The 26,983-nt window shown below is 71.8% G+C and carries 1 protein-coding gene; it reads right to left on the reverse strand.

Annotation, left to right across the window (positions count from 1 at the left end):
* Positions 1 to 88: 88 nt before the first annotated feature.
* Entirely contained in the window at positions 89 to 26,956 is a 26,868-nt protein-coding gene (locus tag J2X34_RS05045) for a non-ribosomal peptide synthase/polyketide synthase (RefSeq protein WP_429516283.1), read from the reverse strand.
* Positions 26,957 to 26,983: the final 27 nt, after the last annotated feature.

A 26,983-nucleotide genomic window follows, 5' to 3' on the forward strand; every position in this document is an offset into this window, starting at 1 on the left:
GGTTCGACGCTAGTCCCCCGTACGCCTCCTCCGCTACGAATCGGCGGTGTTGGGGATGTATGCGAAGTTTGTTGTGGCAGGACCGATTTCAGTGCTCCACGAGGTAGTCCTCGAGCAGCGGGCCGATCTCGGCGAGCGCGGTCGGCTCGATCATCTGGTTGTGTTCGCAGTCGATCGTGAACTCGCGGATCCGGCCGGTGACCGCGGACTCCCAGACCTGCGGTGAATGCTCCGGCGCGTCGTGGTCGCTGCCGTCGCCGCGGCCGGCGGTGAAGAACAGCAGGTCCCCGTCGAACACCCCCGGCCGGTAGCGGTTCATGATCCGTGCCGACGTGGTGAAACCGTCGTTGATCCGCTTCAGATGGGCAGGCGTCAAACCCGTTTCCTGCCCGAGTGATTCGTTGAGCAGGTCGACGGCCTGCGCGTACGTGAGGTCGCGCACGTCGCTGTACGGCGTCAGGTCCAGCCCGAGGCCCTCGAGCAGTTCGATCACCGTCAGGTGCTCGGGTTCCTCCTCGTCCTCGGTCAGGTAGCTGTCCATGATCGCCAGCGTCGCGACTTCCTCTCCGGCGTGGCGGAGTTCGACGGCCATCGCGTGCGCGATCACGCCGCCGAGCGACCACCCGAGCAGGTGGTACGGGCCGTGCGGCTGCACGATGCGGATCTCCTCGACGTACCGGTGCGCGAGCTGCTGGACCGACTCGAAGTCCGGCCCCCCGCTCAGCAGCGGCAACTGCAGCCCGTACGCGGGCCGGTCCTTGGCCAGGTACTGCACCAGACCGGCGTATCCCCACGACAGCCCGATTCCCGGGTGGACGCAGAACAGCGGCGGGCATTCCCCGCTGGGGCGCAGCGGAATCACCACGCCCAGCGCGTCGTCGACCGGCGACTCGCTGTGTCCGAGGTAGCCGACGGGCAGGTCGATCCGCTTCGCGAGCCCGGACGGTGTCGGGTCGAGGAACATCGTCTGCAGTGGGATCTGGCGGCCGAGCCGGGACTGCAGTTCGGACATGATGCGGGTCGCGATGATGGAGTTGCCGCCGAGATCGAAGAAGCTGTCGTCGATTCCGACGTGCTCGATGCCGAGGACCTCGGCGAACACCTCGGTGACGGCCCGCTCCGTCGCGGTGGTCGGCGGCCGGAACTCGGTGGTCAACGACGTGAATTCCGGGGCGGGCAGGGCCCGCCGGTCGAGCTTGCCCACCGGGGTCAGGGGAATCTCGTCCAGTACCACCACCGCGGACGGGACCATGTGCGCGGGCAGCTGCGCCGCGACGTGCGCGCGCAGTTCGCGCGATTCCACCGAATGCCCCTCGACGGGACGCACGTACGACGCGAGCAGGGTGTCGCCGGACGGCCCGGTGTGCCCGAGCGTCGCGGCGAACGTGACCGCCGGGTGCCGGGTGAGGACGGCGTCGATCTCGCCGAGTTCGATGCGGAAGCCGCGCACCTTGACCTGGAAGTCGGAGCGGCCGATGTACTCGATGGTGTGGTCGGGCCGCCACCGGACGACGTCGCCGGTGCGGTACATCCGGGTGCCGGGCTCACCGAAGGGGCTGGCGACGAACCGTTCGGCGGTGAGGCCGGGCCGGTTGTGATAGCCGCGCGCCAGTCCCGGGCCGGAGATGTACAGCTCGCCGGGCACCCCGATCGGGACCGGACGCAGGCGGCCGTCGAGGACGGCCTCGCGGAATCCGATCGCCGGGCCGCCGATGTTGACCACCTCGCCGGGCTGCATCGGTGCGCTGACGCTGGCCTGGATCGTGGTCTCGGTGGGGCCGTAGCCGTTGAACATCCGGCGTCCGGGGGCCCACTTGGCGACCAGCTCCGGCGGGCAGGCTTCACCGGCGACGGCGAGGACCCGCAGCGATTCGAGACCCTCGTCCTCGATCGACGCGAGCGCGGTCGGGGTGATGAACCCGTGTGTGACGCCCTCGCGGGAGAGGAGTTCGGTCAGTTCGGTGCCGCCGTAGACGGTGGGCGGCACGATCACCAGGCGGGCGCCGGCACTGAACGCCATCATCATCTCGAACACCGAGGCGTCGAAGCTCGGCGAGGCGAGGTGCGAGACCCGCGACTGCGGGGTGACGGTGAACCGGTTCCGTTCCTCCGCGGTGAGGTTCGCGATCCCCAGGTGCGTGACGATGACGCCCTTGGGTAGCCCCGTCGACCCCGACGTGTAGATCAGGTACGCCGGATGGGCGAGGTGCAGCGGGGAGGTCCGGTCGTCGTCGGTGACCGGCGCCGCCGAGGCGGCCGCCATCTGCGCGTCGAGTTCGCCGTCGTCGACGACCAGCCACGGTACGGTGTCGGGCAGGCGTTCCCGCAGCGCCGACGTGGTCAGGCCGACCTTGCTGGCGGAGTCGGTGAGCATGTGCGCGATGCGTTCGGCCGGGTAGTTGGGATCGACCGGGACGAATGCGGCACCGGCCTTGGCGATCGCCCAGATCGACAGGATCTCCTCGGTCGAGCGGGGCATCCCGAGAGCCACGAAGGTCTCCGGGCCCACACCGCGACTGCTGAGCACCCGCGCCAGCCGGTTGGACTGCTCGTCGAGCTCGCGGTACGCGACGGTGCGGCCGAGGTAGGACAGCGCGACCGCGTCGGGGTCCACGGCGGCGGCACCGGACAGGAGTTCGGGCCACACGTGCGGCGAGACCGCGGTCTCCCCCGCCGCCGGCGCGAGCTCGTCGAGCTCCGCGGCATCGAGGATCTCGATGTCCCCGACCGGGCGGGTCGGATCGGCGGTGACGGCCTCGAGGACCCGTACGAAGCGTTCCGTGAACCCGCGGACGGTGTGCTCGTCGAACAGGTCGGTCGCGAAGTCGAGCGAGGCCTGGATCCCGGCGGGCGAGCCGTCTTCGGTGAAATCCTCCGCGAGAACGAGTTCGAGGTCCTCCTTGGCGACCTGGGCGTCGATGCCGACACCCTCGACGACGAGTCCGGGCAGCTCGAGCCGCGGCCGTTCGTTGTTCTGGAACTCGATGGAGACCTGGAACAGCGGCGAATAGGACGTGGACCGGGGCGGGTTGAGTTCCTCGACGAGGCGCTCGAACGGGACCTCCGCGTGTCCGAACGCGGCGAGGTCGGATTCGCGGATCTGCCGCAGGATGTGGTCGAACGATTCGCCGTGGCCGACACGGGTGCGCAACACCAGGGTGTTGACGAACATGCCGACCAACTCGTCGAGCGCGACCTCGCCGCGGCCGGCGATGGGGGTGCCGATCGCGATGTCGTCGGTGTCGGCGAGCCGGGCGAGCAGCGTCGCCAGCGCCGCGTGCATCGCCATGAACATGCTCGCGCCGTGCCGGTGCGCGATCTCGGTGATCCGGGTGTGGAGTTCGGCGGGGACCTGGAACTCGATGCGCCCGCCGTGGAAGCTCTGCTGCACCGGCCGGGGGCGGTCGGTGGGCAGCTGGATGACGTCCGGCAGCCCGGCGAGTTCGCCGGTCCAGAACTCCAGCTGGCGGCGCAGCAGCGACTCGGGGTCGCTGTCCGAGCCGAGCAGTTCGTGCTGCCACAGCGTGAAGTCGGCGTACTGGACGGGCAGCGGCGTCCACTGCGGCACCGCACCGGCGGCGCGGGCGGTGTAGGCGGCCATCAGATCCCGGCCGAGCGGGGCCATCGAGTAGCCGTCGGCACAGATGTGGTGGACGACGATCACCAACGCGTGGTCGGTCGGCCCGAGCCGCAACAGTTCCGCCCGCACCGGGGGCGCCACGGTGACGTCGAAACCGGCGGAGGCGAACGCGATGATCCGCTCACGCAGCTCGGTCCCGTCGGACACCTCGATCGGGGTGAGATCGGTGAGCACCTCGCCGACCGGCACGACGCGCTGCGACGGGGCGCGGTCGACCACCGGGTAGGCGGTGCGGAGCGACTCGTGGCGTTCGAGGACGTCCCCCACCGCGGCGCGCAGCGCTTCGGCGTCGAGCTGCCCGCTCAGGTTGATCGCCATCGGAATGTTGTAGGCCGCCGACGCGGTGTCGAACTGGTTGATGAACCACATCCGCTGCTGGGCGAGCGAGAGCGGGATCCGGTCGGGCCGCTCGCGCCGGGTCAGTTCCGGGCGCCCGTACGCCGCGGTCGTCTCGCGTTCGCGCGAGATCCACTGCGCGAGGCCGTGGATGGTGGGCGCCTCGAACAGCGCGCGAACCGGGATGTCGGCGTCCAGGACGCCGCTGAGCCGGGCGGTGACCCGGGTCGCGATCAGCGAGTTGCCGCCCAGGTCGAAGAAGCTGTCCTCGATGCCGATCCGGTCGACTCCGAGGACCTCGGAGAAGATGTCGGACAGCGTGTACTCGAGCGGGTTGGTCGGCGCCCGGAACTCGCCGGTGGTGAACTCGAACTCCGGTTCGGGCAGCGCGGCGCGATCGAGCTTGCCGACGGGGGTGAGCGGGATCTCGTCGAGCACCGTGATCGAGGCCGGCACCATGTGCGACGGCAAGCGCGACGAGAGTCGGTCGGTCAGTGCGGACGTCACCACCGTCGTGTCGGCGCGGGGTACCACGTACGACACCAGCACCGTGTCACCGGCCGGTCCGGGCACCCCGAGGGTGATCGCGACGCTCACGGTGGGATCGGCCATCAGTTCGGTGTCGATCTCGCCGAGTTCGATGCGGAAGCCGCGGACCTTGACCTGGAAGTCGGAGCGGCCGACGTATTCGATCGTGTGGTCCGGACGCCAGCGCACGATGTCGCCGGTGCGGTACATCCGCTCGCCCGGCTTGCCGAACGGGTTCGCGACGAAGCGTTCGGCGGACAGCCCGGGCCGACGGTGGTAGCCGCGGGCCAGCCCGAGGCCGGTGATGTACAGCTCGCCGGGGACGCCGACCGGGACCGGTTGCAGCCGTCCGTCGAGGACGAGTTCGCCGACACCGCGGATCGGCCCACCGATCGTGATCGGGTCGCCGGGGGTCATCGGCGCGCTGATGTTCGACATGATCGTCGTCTCGGTGGGGCCGTACGCGTTGTGCAGGTCCCGTCCGGGCGCCCACCGGGCGACCAGGTCCGGCGGGCAGGCCTCGCCGCCGAAGACGACGTGGGCGAAGTGGTCCAGGCCGGTGGGGTCGACCGTGCCGAGGGCCGCGGTGGTGATGAACGCGTGCGTGACACGCTCGGACGCGAGCAGGTGCGCGAGGTCGGCGCCGCCGAACACTGTGGGTTCGGCGATCACCATCGTCGCGCCCACCCCGAAGGCCTGCAGGTACTCGAACACCGCGCCGTCGAAGCTGGGGGTCGAGAAGTGCAACGTCCGGGACTGCGCGGTCGCCCCGAGTCGTTCCTGCTGGTCGAGGGCGAAGTTGTCGAGTCCCTGATGGGTCACGACCACGCCCTTGGGCCGGCCCGTCGACCCGGAGGTGTAGACGACGTAGGCGGCGTGGTGCAGGCCGAGCGGGGCGGTGCGCTCGGCGGCGGTGACGGGTGCGTCGGAGTGCTGGTCGCACGCGGCCACGAACTCGGGATCCTCGAGCGTCAACCAGGTGACGGTGTCGGGCAACTCGTGCCGGTGCGCGGCGACGGTGAGCCCGAGCCCGGCCCCGGAGTCGGCCAGCATGTGCTCGATCCGTTCGAGCGGATAGTTCGGGTCGACCGGGACGAACGCGCCACCGGCCTTGGCGACCGCCCACACCGCGAGTACCGACTCGACGGACCGCGGAATACCAAGCGCCACATACGATTCCGGTCCGACGCCCTGGTCGATGAGGAACCGGGCGATGCGCGACGAACGCGTGTCGAGCTCGCGGTAGGTGACCTCGCGGCCGGAGAACGACAGCGCGATCGCGTCGGGGTCCAGGGCCGCGGCGTCGGCGAAGATCTCCGGCAGGGTCCGGGTGGACCCGCCGACGGCGCCGAGTACCGGTGCCAGCTCGCGCCGTTCGGGCTCGGTCAGCAGATCCAGCCGCGACAGCGGCTGGTCGGGGTCGGCGACGAGGCGGTCGAGCACCACCGCGACGCGGGTCGCGATCGACTCCACCGTGTCGCTGTCGAAGAACGCCGGGAAGTACTCGAACTTGAGGTTGAGGCTGCCGTTCACCGACGCGACCAGCGACAGCGGGTAGTGCGCGGCGTCGCGGCCGTCGATGCCGGTGACCCTCATGCCCGCGATGTCGGTGTCGGCGGTGAGCGCCTGCCGGTCCACGGGGTACGACTCGAACACCGTCAGCGTGTCGAACGTGGTGGCCGGCCCGGTGGCCTTCTGGATGTCGGCGAGACCGAGGTAGTGGTGGTCGAGCAGCGTGGCCTGCTCCCGCTGCACGCGGTCGAGGAGATCGCCGAGTGTCTCCCCGGCGTCGAGGGTGACCCGGACGGGCAGCGTGTTGATGAACAGGCCGACCATGGACTCGATGCCGGGGATCTGCGGCGGCCGGCCCGAGACGGTGCCGCCGAACAGGACGTCGCTGCGCCCGGTCATCGCGCCCAGGACGATGCCCCACGCGACCTGGACGACGGTGTTCAGGGTCAGGCCCCGCTCCCGGGCGAGGGAGCGCAGCGTGTCGGTCTGCGCCGGTGACAGCGCGAGTTCGAACTCCTCGGTGCCCGTCGTGGCCCCGTCGCCGGGGGCGGTGGGCGCCAGCAGGCTCGGCTCCTCGAGTCCGGCGAGCGCGCGCCGCCACGCGTCGGTCGATTCGGTGGTGTCCTGTCGCGCCATCCACGCGAGGTAGTCGCGGTACGGGTGCACGCGGGGCAGCGCCGAGGCGTCGCCGTCGGTGGCGTACAGCGTCAGCAGGTCCCGCAGCACCAGCGGCGTGGACCAGCCGTCGAGCAGGATGTGGTGGTTGGTGATGACCAGCCGGTGGTCCCCGTCACCCAGGTCGACCAGCGTCATCCGGATCGCCGGGGCCGTCGTCAGGTCGAACTTGGTGAGGCGGTCGGCGAGGGTGAGCTCGGCGAACCGGCGGGCGCGCGCCGCGGGGTCGAGCCGCGAGAGGTCCACCTCGGTCCAGGGCAGCTCCACCCGTTCCGGGATCACCTGGACCGTGCCGACGGCCTCCGCGGCCCGGTGATCGGGCTGGACGAAGGCAGCCCGCAGGTTCGGGTGCCGGTCCAGCAGCGCCTGTCCGGCCCGCCACAGCCGGTCGGTGTCGACCGTTCCGCCCAGTGAGAGGGTCAACTGGACGAGGTACGCGTCGACGGACTCGTCGGAGTACGCGGCGTGGAAGTGCAGGCCGGACTGCAGCGGCGACAGCGACCACACGTCGGCGAGGTTCGGGAAACGGCTCTCGAGTGCGTCGATGGACCCCTGGTCGAGCCGCACCAGATCCAGGTCCGACGGTGTCAGTCCGCCCGCACCCGGATGCTCGGCGTGCCGCGCCAGCGCGGACAGTGCCCGGACCCACAGGTCCGCCAGTTCGCCGACGTCGACCGACGCGAGGACACCGCGTGGGAACGCCCACGTCGCCCGCAGGCGCGGTCCGTCCGGTGTCTCGGTGACCACCGCATTGACGTCGAGGACGCTCGCGACGGGCAGCGACGCGTCGGGGGCGTCGTCGAGTTCGGTATCGCCCACCGGCAGCCACCCGACGTCACCGGCGCCGGCCGTGCCGCCGAGCCTGCCCAGGTAGTTGAAGCTGACCTGCGGAACCGGCAACGCGGCGAGCACGGGGGCGGTCTGCGGGTTGAGGTAGCGCAGCATGCCGAACCCGATGCCGTGATCCGGGATCGTGAGCAGCTGCTCCTTGACCGCCTTCATCGCCGCACCGGCGGCCGGGCCGGCCGCGAACGCGTCGTCGACATCGATGCCGCCGATATCGAGCCGGACCGGGAAGATCGTCGTGAACCAGCCGACGGTGCGGCCCAGGTCGGCGCCGGCCACCACCTGATCCTCGCGGCCGTGTCCCTCGAGATTCACCAGTGCGGTGCCGGTGTCGTGGCCGCGGGTGCGGCGCCACCGGGTGAGCGCCATCGCGAGCGCCGCCAGCAGGCCGTCGTTGACGTTGCCGTGGTACGCGTTCGGCACGGTGGTCAGCAGCGCCTCGGTCACCGCGGCGGGCAACTCGACGGACACCTTGTCGACGGTCCCGGTGACATCGACGGACGGATCGAGCGGCCGCGCGCCGATCACCGGGTCGTCGGTGGACAGGGCGGACCGCCACAGCTCGAGCTCGCGGTCGCGGCCCGGGGAGCCGCCGACCGCGGCGTCGGCCAGCGCGTGCGCCCACCGCCGCAGGGAGGTACCGGTGGCCGGCAGGTCGGGGACCTCCCCGGCCGCGACGGCCGACCACGCGGCCGCCAGATCGGGCACGAGGATCCGCCACGAGACACCGTCGACGGCGAGATGGTGGACCACCAGCAGCAGCCGCCCGCCGCGCGGGCCGGCGTCGAACCAGACCGCCTGCAGCAGGACACCGGTCGCCGGATCGAGGCGGCCCGCCGCCCCGTCCAGTGCCGCGGCGGCCGCGGCGGTGAAGGCCGGGCCGGTCAGCTCGTCGACCGGCACCCGCGTGAGGAGGTCGGCGGCGGACACCGAGCCGACGGGCCGGACCTGCATGCTGGGCTCGCCGTGGTCGAGCGACTGCAGCAGCGCCCGCAGCATGTCGTGCCGGTCCACCACGGCCTGCAGGGTCCGCTCGAGCCGATCCCGGTCGACGGCGGCCGGCAGGGCCAGCAGCGCGGTCTGTGTGTACCGGCGGATGGCGTCGCCCGGCCCGCGGCCCAGCAGCCAGCGCATGATCGGGGTGAGCGGGAACTCGCCGACACCGCCGCCGGGCAGCTCCTCGAGGTGCACCGGTGTCTCGCCGCCGGCGGCGACCGACACGGCGGCAAGGCCGGCGACGGAGCGGTGTTCGAACACGTCCCGCGGCGAGAACGCGATTCCCGCGGCCTTGGCCCGCGAGACCAGCTGGATCGACATGATGCTGTCGCCGCCGAGCGCGAAGAACGAATCGTCCACGCCCACCGAATCGAGCCCGAGGACCTCGGCGAACAGGTCGGCGAGCACCCGTTCCGCCTCGGTCTGCGGGGCGCGGCCGATCGTGGTGCGGGCCCCGAAGTCCGGTTCCGGCAGGGCCTTGCGGTCGAGCTTGCCGTTCGCGGTGAGCGGGAGTTCGTCGAGCACCACGAGGGCGGCCGGCACCATGTACGAGGTCAGCTCGGCGCCGACCTGGTCGAGCACGTCCTGTGGGTCGAGATCGAATCCCTGTTCGCGGACCGTGTAGCCGACCAGCCGCGCGGCACCGTGATCGCCCTCGTGGACGGTCACCACCGCCTGCGCCACCCCCGGGTACCGCAGCAGCGCCGACTCGATCTCGCCGAGCTCGATGCGGAACCCGCGGATCTTGACCTGGAAGTCGCTGCGGCCCAGGTATTCGAGGCGGCCGTCGCGGTTCCAGCGGGCCAGGTCGCCGGTGCGGTACATGCGCTCGCCGGGCGCCCCGAACGGGTCGGCGACGAACCGCCCCGACGTGAGGGCGGCGCGGCCGAGGTAGCCGCGGGTGAGCTGGTCGCCGGCGACGTACATCTCGCCGGTCACCCCGGCCGGGACCGGGTGCAGGCGTTCGTCGAGGACCACCACCCGCAGGCCGGGGATCGCGCGTCCGATCACGCTCGCGTTCGCCTCCGCCGCGTAGTCGCGGTCGAGGTCGAGCCGGGTGACGTGCACGGTGGTCTCGGTGATGCCGTACATGTTGACCAGGCGCGGCGCGGTGTCCGGGTGCCGCGCGTACCACCGTCCGAGCTGGCCCAGATCCAGCGCCTCGCCGCCGAAGATGACGTAGCGCAATGCCAGTTCCGCAGTGTCCGTCGAGGTTTCGCCGGCCAGCCGGTCGGCCTCGGCGAGCTGGTAGAAGGCGGTCGGGGTCTGGTTGAGCACCGTCACCCGCTCGGCGCGCAGCAGGTCGAGGAACATCTCCGGCGAGCGCGCGGTGTAGAAGTCGACCACGACGAGGCGGCCACCGTGCAGCAGCGGCCCCCACAGCTCCCACACCGAGAAGTCGAACGCGTACGAGTGGAACATCGTCCACACGTCGGTCTCGTCGAACCCGAACGTCGCGGCGGTGTTCTCGAAGAGGGTCAGCACGTTGCGGTGGGTGACCTGCACCCCCTTGGGCCGCCCCGTCGATCCGGAGGTGTAGATGACGTACGCGACGTCGTCGGGGCGCAGCGGGACCCGGCGGTCGGCGTCGGTGACCGGACGGTCCGGCAGCGCAGCGAGCGCGTCGATCACCGCGGCGTCGTCGAGGCGCACCAGCGGCACGTCGGTGGGCGGGATCGCCTCGGCGTCGGCCTCGGTGGTCAACACGCACACCGGCGCGGAGTCCTCGAGCATGAACGCGAGCCGATCCGCCGGGTAGGTGACATCGATCGGCAGGTAGCCGGCCCCCGCCTTGATCACGGCGAGCAGCGCGACCACCAGATCCAGCGACCGCGGCAGCGCCACCGCCACGAGCGACTCGGGGGCCACCCCGAGCGCGACGAGGTGCCGGGCGAGGCGGTTGGCCCGCCCGTCGAGCTCGGCGTAGCTGAGGGTCAGCCCGTCGAAGGTGAGCGCCTCGGCGTCCGCGAACCGGGCCGTGGTCACCGCCAGCCGGTCGGCGAGCGTGGCCTCCGGCGCGCGGGACCCCGCGGCGTTCCAGTCCCGCAGCAGCACGGCGAGCTCGGCGTCGGTGGCGATGCCGACGTCGCCGGTCGGACGGCCCGGGTCGGCGGTCAGGGCCTCGACCAGGCCGACGAACCGCTCCGCCAGTTCGGCGACCGTGTCGGCGTCGAACAGATCCGTCGCGTACGTGAAGGCCGCGGTGATACCGGCCGGGACGCCCCGCTCGTCGTGGCGTTCGGCGAGCGTCAGCTGGAGGTCGAACTTGGCGACGGCGAGCTCCGCGTCCACCGGTTCGGCGGTCAGGCCGGGCAGCTCCAGGCGGGGCAGCTCGTTGTTCTGGAACTCGAGCATCACCTGGAACAGCGGCGAGTGCGCCGTCGACCGCTCGGGAGCCAGGACGTCGACGAGCCGCTCGAACGGCAGATCCGCGTGCCCGAACGCCGCCAGGTCGAACTCCTTGGTCCGGGCCAGCAGTTCCTCGAACCCGTCGGCGGGGGCGACACGGCTGCGCAGCACCAGCGTGCCCACGAACATGCCCACCAGGTTGTCGAGTTCGGCCTCGCCGCGGCCCGCAATCGGGGTGCCGATCGCGATGTCGTCGCTGCCGCTCAGCTTGGCGAGCAGCACCGCCAGCGCGGCGTGCGCGGCCATGAACATCGTCGCGCCGCCGCGGCGGGCGAGGTCGGCGAGCGAGCGGTGCACGTCGGCGGGAATCGCGAAGTGCACGCGGGCACCGTCGAAGCTCTGCTGCACCGGCCGGGGCCGGTCGGTGGGCAGGGTGATCGCCTCGGGCAGACCGGCCAGCGCGTCGGTCCAGAACGCCAGCTGGCGGTGGACCAGCGATTCCGGGTCGTCCTCCGAACCGAGCACCTCGCGCTGCCACAACGCGAAGTCCGCGTACTGCACCGGCAGCGGCGCCCACTGCGGCAGGTGCCCGCCGGTGCGGGCCATGTACGCCGTCATGACGTCACGAGCCAGCGGGGCCATCGAGAACCCGTCCGCGCAGATGTGATGCACCACGATCGCCAGCACGTGCTCGGTGGGGCCGAGCCGGAGCAGTTCGGCCCGCACCGGCACCGCCGCGGTGACGTCGAAGCCGCGGGAGATCAGCGCCGACACCCGTGCCGGCACCTCGTCCGGCGGAACGTCGATCACGGTCAGATCCGGGGCTGCCTCGGCGGCCGGGACGATCTGCTGCACCGGACCCCCGTCGCGGGACGGGAAGAACGTCCGCAGCGACTCGTGCCGGTCGAGGACGTCGCGGACCGCGACTCGCAGCGCGGCCGCGTCGAGGTCCCCGGACAGCCGCACCGCCAGCGGGATGTTGTAGGCGGCCGAGTCGGTGTCGAACTGGTTGATGAACCACATCCGCTGCTGCGCCAACGACAACGGCACCCGGTGCGGTCGCGCCATCGGCACCAGCGCCGGCCGGGAGGCCGCCGTCCCCTGGTTCCGCTCGATCCAGCGGGCGAGTTCGTGCGCGGTCGGCGCCTCGAACAACGAGCGCACCCCGACGTCCACGCCGAGTGCGGCGGCGAGCCGGGCGGTGACCCTGGTCGCGATCAGCGAGTTGCCGCCGAGCTCGAAGAAGCTGTCGTCGACACCGATCCGCTCCAGGCCGAGGACCTCGCCGAACACCTCGGTGACGGTCTGCTCGGTGGGGGTGGTCGGCGCCCGGAACGTCGTCGCGGCCGGCAGGAACTCGGGTTCCGGCAGCGCCGCGCGGTCGAGCTTGCCGATCGGGGTCAGCGGGAGCTCGTCGAGGACCATGATGCTCGACGGCACCATGTGGACGGGCAGTCGTGCCGCGGCGTAGTCCCGCAGCTCGCCGGGCTCGGGTCGCGCGTCCGCGTTGGGCAGCACGTATGTCACCAGCGCGGTGTCGCCGCCGGGTCCGGGCCGGCCGAGCGTGACCGCGAAGCGGATCGCCGGATGGTCGCCGAACGCGGTGTCGATGTCGCCGAGTTCGATGCGGAAGCCGCGCACCTTGACCTGGAAGTCGGAGCGACCGATGTACTCGACGGTGTGATCGGGTCGCACCCGCACCACGTCGCCGGTGCGGTACATGCGCTCGCCCGGCGCGCCGTGCGGGTTGGCGACGAACCGTTCCGCGGTCAGACCCGGCCGACGGTGGTAGCCGCGCGCCAGTCCGCACCCGGCGATGTACAGCTCGCCCGGCACGCCGACCGGGACCGGCCGCAGGCTCGGGTCGAGGACGAGTTCGGTCACACCCCGCAGCGGGGCGCCGATCGTGACGGTCTCCCCTGTCACCAGCGGTGCGCTGGCGTTCGCGATCACCGTCGTCTCGGTGGGTCCGTAGCCGTTGTAGAAGCGTCGACCGTGCGCCCAGCGGGCCACCAATTCCGGCGGGACCGCCTCGCCGCCGACCATGACCTCGACCAGCTCGTCGAGGTCTGAGGGCTCCACGGTGGCGGCGGCGGCGGTGGTGAGCCACGTATGCGTGACGTGCTGCTCGCGGATCAGCTCGGCGAGCTCGCTGCCGCCGTACACGGTGGTCGGTGCGATCACCATGGTCGCGCCCGCGCCGAACGCCAGCAGGTAGTCCAGGACCGCCGCGTCGAAGCTCGGTGTCGAGAAGTGCAGGGTCCGCGACGACGGCCGCGTCGCGAAGCGCGCCAGGTAGTCCTCGGACAGGTTGTCCAGACCCTCGTGCGAGAGGACGACGCCCTTCGGGATGCCGGTGGTGCCGGACGTGTAGATCACGTAGGCGGGATGGGCCAGTCGCAGTGGCACCGTCCGGTCCGCATCGGTGACCGGTGCCGCCGGTGTCGCAGCGCAGCGCGCGCCGAAGCCGGCGTCGTCGAGCACGTGCCACGGCACGGTGCCCGGTAGCCGGTCGCGGGACCCGGTCACCGTCAGACCGACGTCGGCGCCGGAATCGTCGAGCATGAAGGCGATGCGTTCGGACGGGTAGTTCGGGTCGACGGGGACGAACGCGGCGCCGGTCTTGGTGACCGCCCACACCGCGACGATCGACTCGATCGACCGTGGGATTCCCAGGGCGACGAACGATTCCGGCCCGATTCCCTCCTCGACCAGCAGGCGCGCCAGCCGGTTCGACCGTTCGTCGAGCTCGCGGTAGGACACCTCGGCGGCGCCGGAGACCAGCGCGACCGCGTCGGGGTCCGCGGCGGCGGCGTCGGTGAACAGGTCGGGCAGGGTCCGCACGGATCGCCCGGGACGCCCCCGCAGCGGCACCAGTTCGGCCCATTCCTCGTCGGAGAGCAACCGCAGCCGGGCCAGCGTGCACTGCGGATCCTCGGCGACGTCGGCGAGGATCCGGGCGACGCGGTCCGCGAGCGCCTGCGCGGTGGTGCGGTCGAACAGGTCCGGCAGGTATTCGAGCTTCATCCGCAGCCGGTCGTCGGCGTTCGCGACCAGCGTCAACGGGTAATGGGCGGCGTCGGTCCCCTCGTGGATGTGGACCAGCCGCAGGCCGGCGATGTCCGCGTCGGCGACCGCGGACCGGTCGACCGGGTACGACTCGAACACGGTGAGGGTGTCGAACGCGAGCGCCGGTCCGGCCGCGTTCTGGATCTCGGTCAACCCCACGTGGTGGTGGTCGAGCAGCCCGGCCTGCTCGGCCTGCACCCGGCGCAGCAACTCGCCCACGGACTCGCGCGGGTCGAGGCGCACCCGCACCGGGAGCGTGTTGATGAACAGGCCGATCATCGACTCGATGCCGGGGATGTGCGGCGGCCGGCCCGACACCGTGCCGCCGAAGACGACGTCGTCGCGGCCGGTGAGCGCGCCGAGCACGATCGCCCACGCGGCCTGCACCATCGTGTTGAGCGTGACACCCAGCTGGCGGCCGATCGCGACGAGCCGGCCGGTGCCGGCCGCGTCCAGCGCCGTCTCCACCGCGTCCGGCATCGTGGACTGCTCGCGGGCGCGGTCGAGCGGTGCGAGCAGGGTCGGCTCCTCGATCCCGGTGAGGGCGTCCGTCCAGGCCCGCAGCGAGTGTGTGGAGTCCTGGGCGGCGATCCAGGCCAGGTAGTCGCGGTACGGATGCACCCGGGGCAGCGCGGAGGCGTCGCCGTCGGTGGCGTACAGCGTCAGCAACTCCTGCATCATCAGCGGCGTCGACCAGCCGTCGAGCAGGATGTGGTGGTTGGTGAGCACCAGCCGGTGCTCGTCGGGTCCGGTGCGCGCCAGCAGGAACCGGATCAGGGGCGCGGCGGCCATGTCGAACCGCTGCGCCCGGTCGGCGGCCAGCAGCCGGGACAGCTCCGTCGCCCGCACCGGCTCGTCGAGTTCGGAGAGATCCACCTCGGTCCACGGCAGCTCGGCGCCGTCGACGATCACCTGGACCGGCGTCCCGTCGGTGGAGTGCACGAACGCGGCCCGCAGGTTGGGGTGCCGGTCGAGCATCGCCTGACCCGCGCGCCGCAGGCGCTGCGGATCGGCGCCCCGCACGTCGAGCATCATCTGCACCATGTAGGCGTCGACGGACTGTTCCGCGATCTGCGCATGGAACAGCAGGCCGGACTGCAGCGGGGAGAGCGACCACACGTCGGCGAGTGCGGGGAAGCGCTGTTCGAGACGCTCGATCTCGACCTGGTCGAGCGCGACCAGATCCAGGTCGGACGGTGTCGCGCCGCCCGCGCCCGGCCGGGACACGTGCCGGGCGAGCGCGATCAGTGCCTCGGTCCACAGGTCCGCCAACTCCCCCACCTCGGCGGCCGTCAGCACACCGGCCGGGAACGCCCAGGTGGCCCGGATCCGGGAGCCGTCCCGGCCGTCGGTGGTGACGGCGTTGATGTCGAGGACCGACGCGACGGGCAGATCGGCGTCCTGCAGGATCCCCAGGTCGGCGTCGTCGGTCGGCACCCAGCCCGCGTCGCGTTGATCGTCGGGCACGCTCGCGGTGAGCCGGCCCAGATAGTTGAAGCTGACCTGGGGGGCGTGCAGGCCGCCGAGGTCCTGCTCACCGTCCGGATCGAGGTAGCGCAGCATCCCGTAGCCGATGCCGTGGTCCGGAACGGCGAGGAGCTGCTCCTTGACCGCCTTCACCGCGGCGCCGGCGCCACGGCCGCCGGTGAACGCGTCGTCGACGTCCACCCCGGTGAGGTCCAGCCGCACCGGGAACAGGGTGGTGAACCAGCCGACGGTCCGGCCCAGGTCGGCGCCCGGCAGCACGTGGTCCTCGCGCCCGTGCCCCTCGAGGGTGACCAGCGCGTCGTCGTTGTCGACCCCGCGACCGCGGCGCCACCGGACCAGCGCGAGCGCCAGCGCGGTCAGCAGGCCGTCGTTGACGCTGCCGCGGAACGCGTCCGGCACGGTCGTCAGCAGTGCCTCGGTGACGTCCGGGGACACCTCCACGGTGACACTCTCGACCGTCGCCGCGACATCGACCGCGGGGTCGAGAGGACGCGACCCCAGGACCGGGTCGGGGCCGGCGAGCATCCCCCGCCAGAGATCCAGCTCGCCGCGGCGCTCCGGTGCGGCATCGACGAGGCCGTGCGCCCACCGGCGCATCGACGTCCCCACCGGCGCGGGAGCCGGCTGCTCACCCGCGACGATCCGCGCCCACGCGATCGCCAGGTCCGGAACCAGGATCCGCCAGGACACCCCGTCCACGACCAGGTGATGAACGACGACGAGCAGGCGTCCGCGGTCGGTGCGGGAGTCCAGCCACACCACCTGGACCATCTCACCGGCCGCGGGATCGAGCCGGTCCTCGGCGGCATCGAGTTCGGCGCGCACGATCTCCGCGAACGCGTCGGTGCCGGGGGTCGCCCCGTCGACGTCCACGCGGCGGATCAGCCCCTCCGCGTACACCGATCCCGGCGGCGGCACCGTCATGCGGTGCTCGCCGGGACGGGTGCGGGCGCGGAGCATGTCGTGCCGGTCCAGGACCGCCTGCAACGCGCCCGCGAGGCCGGCCTCGTCGAGTCCGTCGGGCGCGGTGAGCAACGCCGCCTGCGAGAACCGGTCGTGATGGCCGCCGCGGCCGAGTAACCAGTGCGCCACCGGCAGCAGCGGCACGTCACCGAGCCCGCCACCGTCGAGTTCGGTCAGCACCGTCTCGCCGGGGCCCGACTGGGCGACGGCGGCCAGCGCCGCGATCGTCTTGTGCTCGAAGACGTCCCGCGGCGAGAAGTGCAGGCCGAGCGCCTTCGCCCGCGAGACCAGCTGGATCGACATGATGCTGTCGCCGCCGAGCGCGAAGAACGAATCGTTCACGCCGACCGCGTCGAGACCCAGGACGTCCGCGAACAGCCCGGCCAGATCCTGCTCGCGTGGCGACCGCGGCGCCCGGCCGGTCGTGACGCGCGTCCCGAAGTCCGGCGCCGGCAGCGCCTTGCGGTCCACCTTGCCGGCCGGGCCCAGCGGCAGCCGGTCGAGCACGGTCACCGCGGACGGCACCATGTACGACGGCAGCAGCGTCCCGACGAACTCGGTGATCTCGCCAGCATCGAGTTCGGCGCCGGGTTCGGGCACGACGTAGCCCGCCAGCCGGCTCGCGGGACCGGACCCGTCGACGGTGACGACGGCCGTCGCGACCCCGTCGTGGCGGCGCAGCGCGGACTCGATCTCGCCCAGCTCGATGCGGAACCCGCGGATCTTGACCTGGAAGTCGGTGCGGCCCAGATACTCGAGCTGCCCCGACCCGTTCCAGCGGACCAGGTCGCCGGTGCGGTACATCCGTTCGCCGGGCCCGCCGAACGGGTTCGCGACGAAGCGCTCGCCGGTGATGCCGGGGCGGTCGTGGTAGCCGCGGGCCAGCCCGGTCCCGAGCACGTACAGTTCGCCGGGCACCCCGCCGGGCACCGGGTGCAGGCGCGAGTCGAGCACCACCGCGCCGGCGCCCATCGGTGGCCGGCCGATCGTGACCGGCACCCCGACGGCGAGTGGTTCGCTGACGGCGGCGACGACGGTGGCCTCGGTGGGCCCGTACGCGTTGAACATCCGCCGCCCCGGCGCCCACTGCGCGACCAGTTCCGGCGGGCACGCCTCGCCGCCGGTGACCACGCATTCGATCCGGTCCAGCCCGGTCGGGTCCACCGACCCGAGTGCGGCCGGGGTCACGAACGCATGAGTCACGGCGCCGGCGCGCAGCACGTCCCGCAGTTCGTCACCGCCGAGCACCGTCGGCGGCGCGACCACCATCGTCGCGCCCGCCCCGATCGCCAGCAGCAGTTCCAGGATCGAGGCGTCGAAGCTCGGTGACGAGAAGTGCAGGGTCCGCGACGCCGGCGTCACCCCGAACCGGGTCCGTTCCTCGGCCGCGAAGTTCGCCAGGCCACGGTGCGAGACGACGACGCCCTTCGGGGTGCCGGTCGATCCGGACGTGTAGATCAGGTAGGCGGGATGGTCGAGGAGCAGCGGCCGGATCCGGTCCGCGTCGGTGATCGACCCGGCCGGCTGACGGCGCACCTCCTGCCGGACGTCCCTGTCGTCGAGCACGATCCAGTCGGTGGCCTGCGGCAGGGTGTCGCGGTGCGCGGTGGTGGTGAGGCCGACGGCGGCTCCGGAATCGGTGAGCATGTGCGCGATCCGGTCCGGCGGGTAGTTCGGGTCCACCGGCACGAACGCCGCCCCGGTCTTGGCCACCGCCCACGTCGCGGTCACCGACTCGAGCGACCGGGCCAGGGCGAGGGCCACCACCGATTCCGGGCCCACCCCGCGCTCGATCAGCAGCCGGGACAGTCGATCCGACCGGGAGTCCAGTTCGCGGTACGACAGCTCGCGCCCTTCGAACACCACCGCGGTGGACTCGGGATCGATGACGGTCGCGGCCGCCAACAGTTCGGGCAGGGTGCGGGCGGGCACGCCGGCGCCGCCGCTCACCGGGGCGAGGGCCGCCCGCTCGTCGCTGGTGAGCAGGTCGACGTCGCCGACCCGGGTGGTCGGATCGGCCGTGACCGCGCGCAGCACCGCCGTGAACCGTTCGGCGAGCCGGGCGACGGTCGCGGGATCGAAGAGATCGGTCGCGTACGTGAATCCGGCGGTGATCCCTTCCGGTTCCCCGGACTCGGCGAAATCCTCGGTCAGCGTGAGCTGCAGATCGAAGTTCGCGATCTCGGCCGCGGCGTCCACGGTCGTGACGGTCAGCCCGGGCAGTTCGAGTCGCGGCCGGTCGGTGTTGCGGAACTCGAGCATCACCTGGAACAGCGGCGTGTGCGCTGTGGAGCGTTCCGGGGCGAGCGCGTCGACCAGCCGCTCGAACGGCAGGTCGGCGTGGTGGAAGGCGTCGAGGTCGGAGTCGCGGACACCGGCGAGCAGCGCCGAGTAGGTGGCGTCGGGATCGAACCGGCTGCGCAGCACGAGGGTGTTGACGAACATGCCGACGAGGTCGTCGAGCGCCGCCTCCCCGCGACCGGCGATCGGGGTGCCGACCGCGACGTCGTCGGTGTCGCCCAGCCGGGCCAGCAGCGCGGCCAGGGCGGCGTGCACCGCCATGAACACCGTCGAATTGTGGCCGCGGGCGATCGCGACCAGGCGCCGGTGCGTGTCGTCGTCGATGCGGAAGTCGTGGACCGCGCCCCGCATCGAGCGTTCCGCGGGCCGCGGTCGGTCGGTCGGCAGCGCCAGCACCTCCGGGAGCCCGTCGAGGGTGCGGGCCCAGTAGTCGAGCTGGGTCGAGAGCAGGCTGTCGGGGTCGTCGGTGCTGCCGAGCACGCGGTGCTGCCACAGCGCGTAGTCGGCGTACTGCACCGGCAACGGCTCCCAACCCGGCATCTCCCCTGCGGCGCGGGCCACGTAGGCGGTCATGAGATCCCGCGCGAGCGGGGCCATCGAGAAGCCGTCGGCGCAAATGTGGTGGACGACGATGACGAGCACATGGCTGTGCGGGGCCAGCCGCAACAGCAGCGACCGGACGGGCGGGGCGAGCGTGACGTCGAATCCGGTGCCCCCGAACTCCGCGATCCGCTCCGGCGCCTCGGTCTCGGACACCGTGACCGGCTCCAGGTCGGGGACGACGGCCGCGGTGGGCAGCACCACCTGGGTGGGCTCGCCGTCGACCATCGGGAACCGGGTGCGCAGCGATTCGTGCCGGTCCAGGACGTCGGCGATCGCGGCCCGCAACCCGTCCCGGTCGAGGTCGCCGTCGAGGCGCACCGGCAGCACGACGTTGTACGCCGGCGAGGTGGTGTCGAACTGGTTGATGAACCACATTCGCTTCTGCGCCAGCGACACCGGCACCGGGGTGGGCCGCTCCCCCGCCGACAGCGGTGGCCGGTCGGCGCCGCGGGTACCCGCGGACGCGATCCGCAGCGCCAGCGCGGACACGGTGGGGGCGTCGAAGACCTCGCGCACCCCGACCCGGGTGTCGAGGGCGGTGTTGACGCGCGCGACCAGCCGGGTCGCGGTGAGCGAGTTGCCGCCCAGGTCGAAGAAGCTGTCGTACACCCCGACCCGGGGCGCGCCGACCAGTTCGGCGAAGATCGACGCCAGGATCTCCTCGACCGGGGTGCGCGGCGCAACGAATTCGGTTTCCGCGGAACGGAACTCGGGGGCGGGCAGGGCGCCGCGGTCGAGCTTGCCGGTGGCACCGAGCGGGAACTCGTCGACGACGAGGATCTGGGCCGGCACCATGTACGCGGGCAGCGACTCGGCGACCGCGTCCCGGAGGGCGGCGGGGTCGACCGTCGCGTCCGGATCGGCGATGACGTAGCCGATGAGCGCCTCGCCGATGATCTCGTCGCGGCGCACCACGACGACGGCCTGCGCCACCCCCGGCTGCGCGAGCAGCGCCGACTCGACCTCGCCCAGTTCGATCCGCAGGCCGCGGAGCTTGACCTGGAAGTCGGTCCGGCCGAGGTAATCGAGTGAGTAGTCGAGTCGCCCCGATCTCTTCCAGCGCACCACGTCGCCGGTGCGGTACATCCGCGAGCCGGGCGGCCCGAACGGGTCGGCGACGAACCGCTCCGCGGTCAGGTCGGGGCGGCCGACGTACCCGCGGGCCAGCTGGACACCCGCGAGGTACAGCTCGCCGGGCACGCCCACCGGGACCGGATGTAGCCGCGAATCCAGCACGAACACCTGCGTGTTCCACACCGGCGCACCGATCGGCACGCTCACCCGATCGGCGTCGGTGTACTGCCGGTACGTGACGTCGACCGCCGCCTCGGTGGGGCCGTACAGGTTGTGCAGGTCGGCACCGGACGCGGCGGCGAACTCCGCGAATGCGGCCGCCGTCGCGGGCGGCAGCGCCTCGCCGCTGCAGAACACCATCCGCAGCGACCGGCACTGCGCCGGCCGGCCGCCGACGACGAACGCCGCGAGCATCGACGGCACGAAGTGCGCGACGGTGACCTGACGATCCTCGATCAGCTGGGACAGGTAGGCGGGATCGCGGTGCCCGTCGGGGATCGCGATCGCCAGGCTCGCGCCGGTCTGCAACGGCCAGAAGAACTCCCACACCGAGACGTCGAAGGTCGCGGGTGTCTTCTGCACCACCACGTCGGACGCGGTGAGCCGGTACTGCCCCTGCATCCACGACAGCCGGTTCACGATCGCGCGGTGGCTCACCGCCACACCCTTGGGTCGTCCGGTGGAGCCCGACGTGTAGATGACGTACGCGACGTCGTCCGGGCGCAGCGTGGCGCGGCGTTCCTCGGGGCGGATCGGGCTGTCGTCGCGGTCGCCGAGGTCGAGCCCGTCGATCTCCACGACGTCCACACCGGCGGGCATCCGCCCGCGGTCCCGTCGGGTGCCGAGCACGCACACCGGTTGCGAGCTGTCGAGCACGTACTCGGTGCGGGCGAAGGGATGGTCCGGGTCGAGCGGAACGTAGGCGCCGCCCGCCTCGACGACCGCGTACATCGCGACGAGCAGGTCGAACGAGCGCCGGATCGACAGGGCGACCCGGGTGTCCGGTCCCACCCCGCGCTCGATCAGTTCGCGGGCGAGCCGGTGCACGCGGGAGGCGAACTGCGCGTAGGTCAGTTCCTCGTCGCCGAACGTGAGCGCGACCGCGTGCGGGGTGCGGCGCACCTGCGCGTCGAACAGGCCCGCGAGGGTGCTCACGGGCACCGCGTGACCGGTGGCGTTCCATTCGCCGAGCACCAGTTCGCGTTCCCCGTCGACGAGGACGTCGATGTCGCCGACCCGGACCGCGATGTCGACGGTGATCGACTCGAGGATCCGCACGAAGCGGTCCGCGAACCCTGCCACCGTCGACGGATCGAACAGATCGGTCGCGTACGACACCGTCGCGTCGATGCTGCCGGGCCGGCCCTCCTCGTCGGTGCTCTCGGTGAGGATCCACTGCATGTCGAACTTGGCTGTGCCGGTATGAACCTCGGAGACCTCGACCGCGAGACCGGGCAGTTCCAGTCGGTTCTGGTCGGCGTTGTCCGAGCCCTGCAGCACCAGCATCACCTGGAACAGCGGCGAGTACGCGCCCGACCGTGTCGGATCGAGCACCTCGACCAGTCGCTCGAACGGCACGTCGGTGTTGCCGAGGGCGGCCAGATCGGTGGCGCGGGTGCGGGCCAGCAGATCGCTGAACGTGGACGCGGGCTCCACCTGGGTGCGCAGCACCAGCGTGCCGGCGAACATGCCGATCAGGTCGTCGAGTTCGGCCTCGCCGCGGCCCGACACCGGGGAGCCGATCGAGATGTCGGAGGTGCCGCTCGATCGGGCGAGCAGCACCGCGAGGGCGGCGTGCAGCACCATGAACAGGCTCGCCTCGTACTCGCCGGCCACGTCGAGCAGGCGGCGGTGCAGATGCGGCGCGATCGTGAAGTCGGCTTCGGCACCCCGCATCGACTGCTGCGGCGGCCGGGGCCGGTCGGTGGGCAACTCGAGCAGGTCGGGCGCACCGGCCAGTTCGCCACGCCAGTGGTCCAGTTGACGCGAGACCAGACTGTGCGGGTCGTCCTCCGCGCCCAGCAGGTCGCGCTGCCACAGCGAGTAGTCGGTGTACTGGACCGCGAGCGGCGACCATTCGGGCGGTGTGCCCGCGGCGCGAGCACCGTAGGCGACCATCACGTCCCGCGCCAGCGGCGCCATCGACAGCCCGTCCGCGGCGATGTGGTGCACCACGAGCGTCAGGACGTGCTCGGTCGGTCCGAGCCGCCACAGGTTCGCCCGCACCGGCGGCGCCGATGTCACGTCGAACGCCGCCGTCGCGGCGGCCGTCATCCGCTGCGGCAGTTCGTCCTCGGTCACGGTGACCGGTTCGAGGTCGGGTGCGACCTGCGCGGTCGGGCGCACCGACTGGACCGGGCCGTCCGGGGTGTTGGGGAACACCGTCCGCAACGCCTCGTGCCGCTCGAACACGTCCGTGAGCGCGGTGCGCAGGGCCCGGACGTCGAGATCACCCGTCATCTTCACCGCGATCGGAATGTTGTACGCCGCGGAGGTGGGGTCGAACTGGTTGACGAACCACATTCGCTGCTGCGCCGCCGAGACCGGCACCGGCCCGTCGTGGTCGCGTGGCACCAGCGGCGGCCGCGCCCCGTGGCCGGGGCCGGCGGCCTCGACGCGGGCGGCGAGTTCACCGACGGTGGGGGCCTCGAACAGATCGAGGACGCCCAGTTCGGTGCCGAGGGTCGCGTTGATGCGGGCCACGATGCGGGTCGCGGTGAGCGAGTTGCCGCCCAGGTCGAAGAAGCTGTCGGTGGTGCCGATCCGTTCGATGCCCAGCAGTTCGGAGAACACGCCGGCGATCTTCTTCTCGTCGAGCGTGCTCGGCGCCCGGAATTCGCCGGTGCCCGTGTCGAATCGGGGTTCCGGCAGGGCGCGCCGATCCAGCTTGCCCGCCGGGGTCAGCGGCAGCGACTCGAGCACGACGACGCTGGCGGGCACCATGTGCGGGGGCAGCACGTCCGCGACGTGGGTGATGACGTCGCCGCCGAGCCGATTGCCGGCACCGCCGGCGTGGAGGTCCTGGTTGCTGTCGGGCTGGACGTAGGCCACCAGGAGGGTGTCCCCGGCCGGCCCCACGAAACCGGTCGCGAGCGCGAACCCGACCTCGGGGTGCGAGCGCAGCGCGGCCTCCACCTCGCCGAGTTCGATGCGGTAGCCGCGGATCTTGATCTGGAAGTCGGTGCGGCCGAGATACTCGAGCGTGTACTCGCGTCCGCCCGATCGCTTCCAGCGCACCAGGTCGCCGGTCCGGTACATGCGGTCGCCGGCGGGGCCGAACGGGTTCGCGACGAAACGCTCGCCGGTGATACCGGGACGGTCGTGGTAGCCGCGGGCCAGCCCGTCGCCGTACACGTAGAGTTCGCCCGCCACGCCGACCGGCACCGGGCGCAGCCGGCCGTCGAGCACCAGCGCCCCGGTCCCGAGCGGTGGACTGCCGATCGTGACCTCGCGGCCCACCTCGAGCGGTGCGGACACGCTCGACACCACCGTCGCCTCGGTGGGGCCGTACGCGTTGAACATCCGGTGCCGGGGCGCCCACTGTTCGACCAGGTACGGCGGGCAGGCCTCACCGCCGGTCACGACGCACTCCAGATCGGTGAGCGCCACCGGATCGACCGACCCGAGCGCGGCGGGTGTCACGAACGCGTGGGTGACGTGCTCCTGCCGCAACAGCCGGGTCAGTTCGGCGCCACCGTAGATCGTCGGCGGCGCGATCACCATGGTCGCGCCCGCGCCGAACGCGAGCATCAGTTCCAGCACCGACGCGTCGAAGCTCGGTGACGAGAAGTGCAGGGTCCGCGACTCGTTCCGCACCCCGTACCGGACCCGTTCGTCCTCGGCGAAGTTCGCCAGGCCCCGATGGGTCACCGCGACGCCCTTCGGGGTGCCGGTCGATCCCGACGTGTAGATCAGATAGGCGGGATGGTCGATGCGGATGCCGGCGATCCGGTCGGCGTCGGTGACCGGATCGGTCGGCCACTGGCGCACCTGCTCGGCGAAGCCCGGCGCATCGAGCACCAGCGTCGCGACGGTGTCGGCGACCGCGTCGGTGTGCGCCGCGACCGTCAGCGCCAGGACCGCACCGGAGTCGGTGAGCATGTGCTCGATCCGGTCGGCCGGATAGTTCGGGTCCACGGGAACGAACGCCGCGCCGGTCTTCGCGACCGCCCACACCGACGTCACCGACTCGATCGACCGCGGCATCGACAGCGCCACCACCGTCTCGGGACCCACCCCTCGCGCGATCAGCATGCGCGCCAACCGGTTCGACTGCTCGCCGAGTTCGCGGTAGGTGACGTCCCGGCCCTCGTACGTCAGCGCGACCCGATCCGGGTCCCGGCGTGCGGCGCCGTCGAGCAGATCGGCCAGGGTGCGCGGTGTGACGCCGTCGCCTCCCCACACCCCGGACAGTGCCCGACGTTCGTCGTCGCCGAGCAGGTCGATGTCGGCGACAGTGGTGGACGGATCGTCGAGCACCGCGTCGAGCACCTGGACGAAACGCGACGCGAGCGCCTCGATGGTCTCGCGGTCGAACATGTCCGTCGCGTACGCGAACGAGGCGTCCATCCCGTCCTGCACGCGGTCGGCGCCGTCGGCATCGAATCGCTGCTCGACGGTCAGGCGCAGGTCGAGCGCGGACAGGTCGGGCCCCGCGTCCGCGCCCCGGACGAACAGATCGTCGAGCTCGAGGTGGGGGGTGCGTCCGTCGCGGAACTCGAGCATCACCTGGAACAGCGGCGAGTGCGCGTTCTCCCGGGTCCGGTCCAGCGCCTCCACCAGCTGCGCGAACGGGGTCTCGGCGTGCCGGAACGCAGCCAGGTCGGATCTGCACACGGCGGTGAGCAGTTCGTCGAACGTGATCCCCGGCGGCAGTGTGGTGCGCAGGGCGAGCGTGTTGACGAATACGCCGCCCGCGGCGCGGCCGGCGACCGGCGTCCCGATCGCGATGTCGTCCACATCGGCCAGACGCGACAGCAACACCGCCAGGGCCGCGTGCACGGCCACGAACACCGTGCACCCGCGCTCGGCGGCCAGCTCCGTCAGGGCCCGGTGGGCGTCCGGCGCGATCACGAAGTCCACCCGGTCGCCGTCCAGCGCGCGGCGCGACGGGCGTGGGCGATCGGACGGTAGCGACAGGATGTCGGGCAGCCCCGCCAGCTCGCGGGACCAGAACTCGAGCTGCGCCGCGGTCCGCAACAGCTGCGCCCCCACCGCCGAGCTCTCCGTATGGATGTCGGCGACGCGGGTCTCGGGGGCCGCGAGGACGAACTCGTCGATCAGCTCGAGGAACCGCCGGTGGTGGGTGCGCAGCGCATCCTCGGTGTAGCGCCCGGGGTTAGCCCGGAATTCGACGAATGTCCTTGTCGGGGTTCCACTCTGGACGAAGTTGATCAGCAGGTCCTCGACCGGTCCCGACGTGACGATGTGATACTCGCCGACGATCGGCCCCAGTGTCATCTGCTGGTGGAACAGCATCACGTTGACCATCGGGCCGGCCAGCCCTCGCGCGGTGCCGGTCAACCCGGCGTCGCGGCGGATGTCCTCGATGCTGCACCGCTGGTGCCGCAGCGCGCCCATCAACTCCAGTTGGATCCGTCCGACGACGTCGGCGACGGTGTCGTTGGGCAGCACCGTCGCCCGCAGCGGCGCGACGTTGACGAGCATGCCGCCCGACCGCTGCAACGGGGCGGTGGTCCGCGCCGACACCGGCATGTTGACCAGCACGTCCGTGCGGCCGGTCATCCGGCTCAGGTAGCACGCGAAGGCCGCGATCAGCACCGCCGCCGGGGTGGCCTCGAGGCGCCGGTCGGTGGTGTCGAGGGCCTCGATCACCGCCGCGGGCAGCGGGGCGCTCGCGACCCGGCTGACGGCCTCGACCGGCGCGTCGTGCTCGGAGAGGGAGGACCCGGACTCGATGCCGGCGATGTGGTCGGCCCAGTACTCGCGGTCGGCCTGGAATCGGCTCGACGCCCGGTACTTCTGGTCGATTGCGAGGAGTTCGCGAAGATCGAGGGCCCGATTGGGTTCGGGTTCACGATGTTCCACGGCCGCGGTGTAGAGCGCCGCGATGCGGTTCGCCATGGTCATGCCGCTGTAGCCGTCGAGGGCGACGTGGTGAATTCTCGTGTACCACAAATAGTCTCGGTCGCCGATCCGCAGGATCGTCATGTCGATGAGACGATCCCGGGTCAGGTCGATCGGGACCGAGTGGTCGTGGTCCATCCACTCACGGGCCGCGGCCATCGGGTCGGGATGCTCACGCAGGTCGATCCGGCCGATCGAGGTGTCGATGTCGGGATCGAGCAGTTGCCAGGGTTCGCCGTCGACGTCGACCAGGCGCAGGAACGGCGACTGGAACTCCTCCGCCACCACCACCGCGCACCGGCCGAGCAGGTCGAGGTCGAGGTCGCCGTGCAGCGCCACATACTGTGCGATGAAGATCGGAACGCTCGGCCGGAGCTGCTGGGCGAACCACATACTCCGCTGCACCGAGGACAGCGGAAAAGCCTCGGTGGGTACATCCGGATGATCGGAACCGCGTGAGCCGGGTTCCCGAGATCCTGACAACGTCATTTACTCGCCCCCTGAGAGCAGAATGCC

The organism is Rhodococcus sp. BE178, assembly GCF_050433545.1.
Lineage (GTDB): Bacteria > Actinomycetota > Actinomycetes > Mycobacteriales > Mycobacteriaceae > Prescottella.